Raw genomic sequence first — 8,925 nt, 5'->3', positions numbered from 1 at the left:
TTGTGTGAATCGCTTTCACAGAGTGCGTGGGAGACTTACGCCAAGTTAGTCAGGTGAAATGTAAAAATCCCTATGAATCAACGTGACTTTAATTTCATAGGGATTTTAGATTGAGTTATCAATGCTATTTTATATTTTTCAGGTTGGGTATATGGAAATAAATAGTAAGTCAGAGATACCAGGCTTATTTTAAATATGCATTAATATAATTAACCTAGTTTACGCCATCTAGCTTCCATTGTAGGAGGAACGTACATGTTCATTTTTTTAATCAGCTCTGAAGGGCTCTCCGAAATGGAAAATAGACTCATATTTGATTCCTTCATAAAACCTTCAGTGCAGGTATTTTGCAGCATATTTACAAGAGGATCAAAGAAATGACATATATTTAATAGACCGATAGGTTTTTGATGAATACCGATTCTGGCCCAGCTGAGCATTTCAAATAATTCTTCAAAAGTGCCAAGACCACCTGGAAGAGCGATAAAGCCGTCAGAAAGATCAGCCATAGTCTGCTTTCTTTCATGCATGGTTTCAACCTGGATAAGCTTAGTTAAATTTTCACTGGCTGTCTCTACTGTGAAGAGTCCTTTGGGCATAACACCAATAGCTTTGCCATTATTTTTTAAAACTTCATTTGATACTTCTCCCATAAGTCCTATTTTTGAACCACCATATACTAATTCAATTCTATTTTTTGCTAAGGTTTCTCCAAGTAATTTAGAGCTTTCTTTGTACTCTGGACGTTCACCAAGGCTTGAGCCACAATAGACACATATTCTTTTCATAAAATAACCTCCTGAGTGAATATTTTACATGCTGATTTTTTAAATAATGAGTGCATTACTATGTTCAGTTATCATTAATACTTATAAACTTATTATAATTATTATGATTGCATAAGTAAATTTATTATTTATGGAAAGAATTTAAGGAATAGATTTAGATGGATTAACTTAATAGAAAGATCTTTTGGCTGTGGCGGACACGTCTAAGCTTAATTTTGCGGAAGTATAAATGATAAATCACAGTTATCAGAAAGAGTATGGACTTCGGATAAATGAAAAACCGTTGGGCAAACGGGATTAGCTTGGTAATTATACTGACGTTAGTTGGTAAATCCCAAGAAGACCCCACCTCTAGGCTTAGTCTAGATGGTGGGAGTATGTCACTTATATGTATTATTCCCCATAAGAACAGCAGTAATCAGTAACTTCTTTTACTACTAATTTAAAACTTGAATTAGCTGGTACTTCAAAGGATTGTCCTGCAGTGAAAGTTATCCATTGGGTATTATTAGGCAGAAGTACATCAAGATTACCCGCTGTAATCTCCATTAGTTCTTTTGCGCCAGTTCCAAATTCATATTCTCCAGGCATCATGATTCCTAAAGTTTTCTTTTCGCCGTCAGCGAAGATTATGGTCCTGCTTGTTACATTTCCATCGAAATAGATATTAGCCTTTTTTACAATTGATACATTTTGAAAGTTTTCCATTAGTTTTCCTCCTGATTTTCATAAAAATGCAAATTTTATTTAGGTATTAAGTACTTTACTATCCTATAAGATTTTAACCTGACTAACTTGGCGTAAGTCTCACACGCACTCTGTGAAAGTGATTCACACCAAATTAAAATTTGGGTTCTCTACTTGCACACAGCGAAAGCGATTCACACAAAATCAAAAAAAGATTTTGGTTCTCTGCTTTTCTTCAAGTGGGAGTTCAACGCCAAGTAATCCATGCATTTGCAGTTCTAAAATTCAGATGAGGTAAAAGAATCCCCACCTGAATTAAGAACTTGCTTCAATGACAGTGTTACTTATTTAGATAGTTATTTCTAAAATTCAGAGAAACAAATCATAGTCTGAAGGTAGAAATTCTTTCTGTTTATCAAGTATTGGTACTTTATAATTATATAGGTATATGATAAAAATTCATAGATATATTTCTATAAATATCTATCTATGAATAGTTTTACATAATGTAATTAGTGAAAGAAATTTTTAATTTATCAAAAATTTTAAGTATGTATTGATAATTTTGAAAAATATATTGACAATTTTCACAAATTTCAATATAATCATGTAAAACAGAACAAAATAGCATAAAAATAAACAAAAGAAAAAGCTAATATTGCTATTTTAGTGATAAAACAATATAAAAAATAACAAAACGTTTTAGGGGGTAATCCAATATGAAAAAAGTTTTTAGTATCTTATTAATAGTATATTTAGGAGTTCTATTTGTAGGATGTAGTAATACTTCTACTAATAAAAGCACAAGTGATTCAAAATCTGCACAGAAAAAAGAAGTAATATTAGGTATGACAACCAGTATAGAGGACAGTGGGCTATTAGATGTTATAATACCAGCATTTGAAGAAGAAAGTGGTTATAAAACTAAAACAGTTTCAGTTGGAACTGGGCAAGCATTAGCATTAGCAGAGAAGGGTCAAGTAGATGCACTTTTAGTAAATTCACCTGCTGCAGAAAAGAAGGTAATAGATGAAGGTGTTATTGTAAACCGTAAATTGATAATGCATAACGATTTTGTTATTGTAGGGCCACAAAGTGATAAAGCAAAAATAAAGGGAACTAAAGATGCTGTAGGAGCCTTTGCAACTATTGCAAAAACTCAATCTGAATTTGTATCAAGATCCGACGATTCTGGTACTAATAAATTGGAAAAAAGTTTATGGAGTGATGCTAATATTAAGCCAGAAGGAGCATGGTATATTCAAGCTGGTGCTGGTATGGGACAAACTTTAAAAATATCTAACGAGAAACAGGCATATACTCTAGCTGACAGAGCAACATATATAAATGATAAAAAAATATTATCACTACCAATATTGGTTGAAGGAGATAAAAAATTATTGAATTTGTACTCAGTATCAGAGATTAATCCAGCAAAATTTTCTAAGGCAAATAGTGAAGGTGCTAAGGCTTTTAGTGAGTTTCTGTTATCAGAAAAAGGTCAAAAATTAATAGCTAATTATGGAAAAGATAAGTTTGGAGAAGCGCTTTTTTATCCTGATGCTGGTAAGTCTGATAAAGACTATGGAATTTAGATAGAATTATGGATATGATTATTAGAGGAATTATTCAGGCTTTTCAACTGCTCATAAGTGGGGATAGAGATATTTTAAATATTGTTATAGTTACATTGAAGGTTTCTGGAATAGCTACACTCATAAGCGTGATTATTGGAGTACCACTTGGCACCTGGATGGCATTAAAAGAATTCAAAGGAAAAAATATATTAAGTAGCTTAGTTAATTTTGGAATGGGATTACCTCCAGTAGTAGTTGGATTAATAGTGAGTTTAATGTTATGGCGTTATGGCCCTTTAGGAGATATGCAAATTATGTATACAGTGCCAGCCATGATTATTGCACAAACTTTGGTTGCCTCTCCAATAATAACAGGATTGAGTTTTGCTGCAATTCTAAATATTAATTCCAAATTACGTTTGCAGTTATTATCCCTTGGAGCAGAACCTTTGCAGGTAAGCTTAATTTTAATTAAAGAAGCAAAATTGGGATTAATGGCGGCAGTTATAGCTGGATTTGGGCGTGTTATTTCAGAGGTAGGAGCATCTATGATGGTTGGCGGTAACATAAAAGGTAAAACTAGGATATTAACTACAGCAATTGTATTAGAAGTTGATAAGGGAAATTATGATATTGCCATTGTCATTGCACTAATTTTATTGCTTATTACCTATGTAATAGTATCCTTATTAACTTTTCTTCAGCATAATGAAAGGGGTTATTGGTGATGGAAGAAAATATATTAAGTATGAAAAATGTTATAGTACATAGAAAGAATAAAGAGAATGTGCTTAATATTGAAAATTTTTCAATGAATGCTAGGGAAATCGTTGCAGTTGTGGGACCAAATGGTGCTGGGAAAAGCACTCTTTTTCAGGTAATTAACTTGTTAATTTCTTTCAGTGGAGAAATGAAGTTATTTGGAGAAAATGTTGTAGATAGCAATAATACTAAACTTCGAAGAAAATGCTCTTATGTTTTTCAGGAAATGCTGCTGTTAAAAGATAATGTATTTAATAATGTAGCAAAAGCTTTACAGTTTAGAGGAACTCCTAAGAATGAAATAAATGAAAGAGTCAATAGAGCTTTAAAAGATTTTCAATGTGATCACCTTATAAATAGACCTGCTTACAGCCTTTCTGGGGGGGAGGCGCAGCGTGTTTGTATTGCACGTGCAATGGTAACTGAACCAGAACTTTTACTCTTAGATGAACCATCTGCTTCATTAGATGCTCAAATGAGAAGTGAAATGATTAAAAATATAAAAGAAATAGCAGAAGAAAAAGGAATTGCCGTTATTTTAGTAAGTCATAATTTTTCGGATGTTCTTCATTTTGCAAAAAGAGCAGTAGTTATGTTTGATGGTAAATTTGTTCAAGATAATGTGCCAGAAATCCTAATGAGAAGACCCGTAAATGAGAAAACTGCTAAATTAGTAGGTATTGATAATATTATTCCCTGTAATATAGATTATAATAAAAATTTTATTAGTTTGTCTAATGGAGTAAAATTTTATTATGCTCATAGTATAGTGAAGTCTGTCAATAAGTGTTGTATACCAGGAGAATGCATAAAGATTTATAATAGTGACTTTCTAACAGCTGAAAGCTCTATGGTAGTTATTGATGGAACTGTGAAAAATATATTTCCTGATATAGGTAGCTATTATGTGGCCGTCCAATGTAAAGATCAAATTATGAATGTAAGAATTTCTAAAGAACACATAGTTCATAATGATATAAGGGAAAACAAATTGGTCAAATTAGTTTTTTCTGCGGAGGATATCCATCTTATTTAGTCAAATTAATATATATGCTGCAATAGATTATATTCATTATAAAGGATTTATTTCATTTAAATTTATTTAAACTAGTCAGTATGATAGCATCTTTGACTTACTATTTATTTTCATATGCTTTACTGAAACATTATTGATTAAATGTACAATTTTAAGTGCAAATTATGTATAATAAAAATTTATATACATAATTTGTATAAATATCTATTCAAGAATACCTTTACATGATACAATTAGATTAATGATTCAGGGGAAGGCACCCATTACAAAAAACGAAGAATCATAACACTATAGCAGGGGGATGATACCCATGATAAAAAACATTTGTGTTATAGATGATAATGGAGATTCAATTTCATCAACTTATTTGAAAAGAGCTAAGCAGCTTGTGAAAAAGGGACGAGCTAAGTGGTTAAATGAAGACACAATAAAATTGATTGCTAGTAATACCTATTATGGGGAGGTTAAGCTTATGTCCATTGAAAGTAAAGATATTCTAAATATAGATTTAATACAAGCTTTTATTGAGAAAATAATTAATGAGAATTCTGTATCCGAGAAGGCTATAGATGAGATTAGTAAGTTATCTAATGAAGACTTGAAAGCTGCAAAGATTTTACAAGTGGTTGAAAGTCATGATAGAGCAAAAACTGAAATTGCAGCAGCTTTTGCAAGTCAGCTAAATAAGTAGTAGTTATAACCCAGCATATTCTAAAAATATGCTGGGTTTTTTAAGTATTTCTAGTTTTAATAACTTCTTAATGGGAAAGGTACATAGATTTGTATAAATCAAATGCGTGAACAGTTCACTATCAATGAATCTTACTGAGTGTGAGTTTGTTTTTTTCACTCAGTTTAGATGAATTATCTAGGGACGTGCCGCTGTTATCTCCCACTTAAAGAAAAGCAGAGTGTGGTGGGAGTGTTACAGCGGCTAGTCATCAGATAAATTTATTTTTAAAACTCTTAAAACTCTTTCTACAGTTTTCTCAATAAGTATTCCACTGTTCTCCATAGCTTTATCAAGAGACATAGGGCTGTCTACTATGGAAAAAATACTGTCAAACCCTTTTTCATAAAGGGATTCTGCGTTTTTACCTATTCCACCGGCAATAGCTATAACTGGAAGGTTATATTTTTTTCCAATCTTTGCAACCCCAAATGGAGTTTTACCAAAGGCAGTTTGAAAATCTATCATGCCTTCACCAGTAATGACTATATCAGCATCTTGAATTTTTTCTTCCAGTCTGGTTATGTCTATTACTATGTCTATACCTCTTTTTATTTTTGCATTTAAAAAGGCCAGAAGTCCAGCTCCAAGGCCGCCAGCAGCACCAGCACCGGGGGTGTTTATGATATCCATAGATAAATCCTTTTTTATAATATCAGCATAATTAGCTAAATTTCTATCTAAAGTTTCTATCATTTCTTTATCAGCACCTTTTTGAGGACCAAATACATTGGAAGCACCTTCTGGTCCGCAAAGAGGATTATTTACATCACAGGCTGCTGTTATATTACTTTCTTTTATTCTTGGATCCATATTGGATATGTCTATAGAAGCTAGTTTATCAAGATTTCCTCCACCTTCACCGATGTCATTGCCATTTATATCAAGAAATTTTACTCCCAATGCTTTAGCTACTCCAAGCCCACCATCATTGGTAGCACTTCCGCCAAGGCCTATGATTATATTCCTGCAGCCTCTATCCAGTGCATCCTTTACAAGTTGTCCTGTACCATATGTAGTAGTCTTTAAAGGATTTTTCTCATCATCAGAAATGAGTGGGAGGCCAGAAGCAGCGGCCATTTCTATTATGGCGGTTTTACCATCTCCAAGAATACCGTAGAAGGCATTCACTTCCTTTAAAGCAGGACCTGTTACTTTTATATTTATAATTTTACCAGCGGTACTGTCTATTAGGGATTGAACAGTTCCTTCGCCGCCATCTGCCATAGGTATTTTTTCAACAACTGAATCTTTGAAAACTCTTTTTACTCCCTTTTCCATATTATTTGCTACTTCAAGAGCTGTAAGACTTCCTTTATATGAGTCAGGTGCAATTACAATTTTCATATTTTCGCTTCCTCTCATGATATATTCAATTTAATTATAGCAGTGAAATAGTATTTGATAAACAGAGTTCTTGACATCAGGTGGAGTTTTTTTATTCCATCTCATGCTTAGAAATCGTTATCCAGGGACGTAGCCACTCTTTATTCCCACCTTGAAGAAGGTGGGAATATTAGAGAGGGTAGTCATCGGATAAACAAAGTTCTTGGTATCAAGTTAAGTTTTAGTTATTATGCTATAGAGATTAGACAAAATATTAAAAAATTCTGAGAAAGAAATTATTGAACAAGCTCTGATAAAGACCAAGTTTAATAAGAAAAAGGCAGCAGAGCTTCTTGAAATTGATCGTACAACTCTCTGGAGGAAAATGAAAAAGATGTATATAAAATAAAGATTTAATGTGACATTTTAATAACAAAATAATATAAAAATTATTAAAATGTCATATTTATATTGATTTATAGATGAAATTGTGATAAATTATTATTATAGATTAATAAATATATAAAAAATAGATTGAGAAACATAAAAAAAGATAATATTAAGATTAAAATCTTTATTAAAATAATATATAAATCTAGGAAAGGGGGAAAAGGATAATGAACAATTTTAAAATAATTTTTCTTGCTATTGTGTCCTTGTATATGATCTTTTTATTTCTAGGTCATAAATCTGAGACTGAAGAATTAAACAATATTCTAAAATAATTTAAATTTTTCATTGCAGCAGGTCGGAACGCAGCTGCAATATATAAGATCTATGAAGTATGGTTATAGATTGTTTTCTGCTCTTATAACTTCATAAATTTATGAAGTTAGTTTTAAATGGGATTTGCCTATTATTGGGTAAAGCCTTTTTTGTTTTGTTTAATTATAATTTAACGATAATAATGGAATAATAACTTAATCAAATAAGAATCAGATAATTTACAAATTTAGTGTTTTTTCGTGCTAATTATATTAAATTTCTATAAAATTTATTAATATAATAAAAAATATTGACAAAGAAAAAAATAATTATATAATAATCATATAAGAATACTAAGTAATATAATCTGAATTAAACAAATCACATAAAAATACTAAGAAAATTTTTGTGATTATGTAAACAGTAAGGGGAGAAAATAATGAACAAATTGAAGAAGCTTTTATTAGTAGGATTAACAGCAGTTTTAACTGTAGGAACAGTAGCCTGTGGATCAGCAAATAATAATTCTGGATCAAGTACAAAGGAAACAAAAAATATTACTATAGGAGTTTGTCCAGGACCTTATGGAGATATGGTTAAGAAAGCTATAACACCAGCCCTTGAAAAAAAGGGATATAAAGTGAGTGTTAAAGAATTTAGTGATTATGTTCAGCCTAATAAAGCTTTAGCTAATAAAGAAATAGATGCTAATTTATTCCAACATACAGCATACTTACAAAAGTTTTCTAAGGACAACAATTTAGATCTATCAGCAGTTATAAGTGTTCCAACAGCTGGTATGGGTATATTCTCAAATAAAATAAAATCAATAGATAGTTTACCAAATGGAGCTAAGGTGGCAATACCAAATGACCCTTCAAATTTAGCAAGAGCTTTAACATTGCTTAAAAATCAAGGCTTAATTAATATTAAGGATAATATAGATCAAACTAAAGCAACTCAAAATGATGTAACAGAAAATAAAAAGAATTTAAAATTTGTTCCAATAGAGGCAGCTCAGGAACCAAGAAGCTTAGATAGTGTAGATATTGCACTTATTACAGGAAACTATGCTATAGCTGCAGGAATGGATTTTTCAAAGGCTTTAGTAGTGGAAAAATTAGGAGAAAATTATAAGAATGTAATAGCAGTGAGAACAGAAGATTTAAACAAGGATTTAGGAAAAGATCTAAAATCAGCCGTAGAATCTGCAGAGTTTAAAAATGCTATTGAGGATAAAAATGGAGAATTTAAGTCATTTGATAAACCAGAGTGGTATGTAAGCAAATACGGTACAAAATAATATATAAATGA

General features: G+C 31.3%; 9 protein-coding genes. 6 read left to right on the top strand and 3 right to left on the bottom strand.

Annotation, left to right across the window (positions count from 1 at the left end; genetic code table 11):
- Positions 1 to 209 precede the first annotated feature (209 nt).
- A complete protein-coding gene (locus ABF633_RS12850; RefSeq protein WP_415524243.1) occupies positions 210 to 788 on the bottom strand; it encodes a TIGR00730 family Rossman fold protein in 579 nt (192 codons plus the stop codon).
- A 393-nt stretch (positions 789 to 1,181) separates the two neighbouring features.
- A complete protein-coding gene (locus ABF633_RS12845) occupies positions 1,182 to 1,496 on the bottom strand; it encodes a pyrimidine/purine nucleoside phosphorylase (protein ID WP_415524242.1) in 315 nt (104 codons plus the stop codon).
- A gap of 698 nt (positions 1,497 to 2,194) precedes the next feature.
- On the opposite strand from ABF633_RS12845, the gene ABF633_RS12840 reads away from it, so the two are divergent.
- The 4 genes from ABF633_RS12840 to ABF633_RS12825 all read left to right on the top strand — a co-directional run bounded on the left by ABF633_RS12840 (position 2,195) and on the right by ABF633_RS12825 (position 5,541).
- Positions 2,195 to 3,070: a substrate-binding domain-containing protein gene (locus tag ABF633_RS12840; RefSeq protein ID WP_415524241.1), complete on the top strand. Its 876-nt coding sequence runs from the start codon at positions 2,195 to 2,197 to the stop codon at positions 3,068 to 3,070.
- Positions 3,071 to 3,078: 8 nt separating this feature from the next.
- Positions 3,079 to 3,780 carry an ABC transporter permease gene (locus tag ABF633_RS12835; protein WP_415524240.1) on the top strand — a complete coding sequence of 234 codons (702 nt, stop codon included), beginning with the start codon at positions 3,079 to 3,081 and terminating at the stop codon, positions 3,778 to 3,780.
- Positions 3,780 to 4,850 (top strand): energy-coupling factor ABC transporter ATP-binding protein, encoded by a 1,071-nt coding sequence (locus ABF633_RS12830; RefSeq protein WP_415524238.1) that lies wholly within the window; start codon positions 3,780 to 3,782, stop codon positions 4,848 to 4,850. Before ABF633_RS12835 ends, ABF633_RS12830 begins: the two co-directional genes overlap by 1 nt.
- Positions 4,851 to 5,160: 310 nt before the next feature.
- Positions 5,161 to 5,541 (top strand): hypothetical protein, encoded by a 381-nt coding sequence (locus ABF633_RS12825; protein WP_415524237.1) that lies wholly within the window; start codon positions 5,161 to 5,163, stop codon positions 5,539 to 5,541.
- Between the two features lie 243 nt (positions 5,542 to 5,784).
- On the opposite strand, the gene ABF633_RS12820 is transcribed toward ABF633_RS12825, so the two are convergent.
- Positions 5,785 to 6,927 (bottom strand): glycerate kinase, encoded by a 1,143-nt coding sequence (locus ABF633_RS12820; protein ID WP_415524236.1) that lies wholly within the window; start codon positions 6,925 to 6,927, stop codon positions 5,785 to 5,787.
- A 250-nt stretch (positions 6,928 to 7,177) separates the two neighbouring features.
- On the opposite strand from ABF633_RS12820, the gene ABF633_RS12815 reads away from it, so the two are divergent.
- The gene (locus ABF633_RS12815; RefSeq protein ID WP_415524244.1) at positions 7,178 to 7,315 is read left to right on the top strand and encodes a helix-turn-helix domain-containing protein; all 138 of its coding nucleotides are present in this window, start codon (positions 7,178 to 7,180) and stop codon (positions 7,313 to 7,315) included.
- 735 nt (positions 7,316 to 8,050) lie between these two features.
- Positions 8,051 to 8,914 carry a MetQ/NlpA family ABC transporter substrate-binding protein gene (locus ABF633_RS12810; protein ID WP_415524235.1) on the top strand — a complete coding sequence of 288 codons (864 nt, stop codon included), beginning with the start codon at positions 8,051 to 8,053 and terminating at the stop codon, positions 8,912 to 8,914.
- The last annotated feature ends 11 nt before the right edge of the window (positions 8,915 to 8,925 follow it).

It is taken from the genome of Clostridium sp., assembly GCF_047718555.1.
Taxonomy (GTDB): Bacteria; Bacillota; Clostridia; order Clostridiales; family Clostridiaceae; genus Clostridium_I.
Note: the sequence above shows the minus strand (reverse complement) of the source record. Positions and strands in the feature narration are given on the sequence as shown.